This window comes from Mesorhizobium sp. WSM4845, from assembly GCF_055811455.1.
The window spans coordinates 1-678 of sequence record NZ_JBVVQA010000095.1 but is presented as its reverse complement, the minus strand read 5'-3'; the positions used below and the strand labels follow the sequence as shown (position 1 = coordinate 678).

1 protein-coding gene is annotated in these 678 nt (G+C 58.4%); it reads left to right on the top strand.

Annotated features, from left to right (window positions below; genetic code table 11):
* Positions 1-605, top strand: a 605-nt coding sequence (locus tag AC0L2C_RS34155; RefSeq protein WP_473525530.1) for a pentapeptide repeat-containing protein, incomplete at its 5' end; no start/stop codon positions are given.
* Positions 606-678: the final 73 nt, after the last annotated feature.

Below are 678 nucleotides of genomic sequence, written 5' to 3'. Positions count from 1 at the left end.
TGTTTGCTTGGCAGAACGCCACTGCTGCTCACAATTGCCACGCAGCCGCGACGCCTGGCGTCAATTGGCACGAGTGTGACAAGAAGCTTCTCATCCTAGAAGGACAGGACCTGAGCGGGGCGAACCTGTTCGGTGTTGATTTCACTTCGACCGACCTCAGGAACAGCAATCTCCTTGCGGCAAATCTTGAGAAGGCAACGCTTGTGCGTGCTTCCCTGGCCGACTCGACCGCCAAAGGCGCCCGGTTCGACAGAATCGAGGCCTACAGGACCGACTTCAGCCGTATGGACGCGCAGGGCGCTGTGTTTGCGAGCGCGGAAATGCAGCGCTCGAATTTCCAGGACGCCAATCTGACCAATGTTGATTTCACAAAGGCAGAATTGGGGCGTGCGCAGTTCCATGACGCCGATATCAGCGGCAGCCGCTTCTCGTTTGCCAATCTCGCACGGGCGGACTTCCGAGGAGCGACGTTCACCGCGCCGATAGACTTTGACCTCTTTCTGACCCGTATCGAGGGCGTCGACCTTTCCAATTCGGCGGGTCTGTCCCAGTGGCAGCTCAACATGGCTTGCGAGACGCCCGGACCGAGTTGCCTTCTGGCTTGACGAGGCCTGAAGATTGGCCCTGTCAATTCCAGCAGGAATAGTTGTCGGCAAGCGAACTGCGGCAATGCTGCAC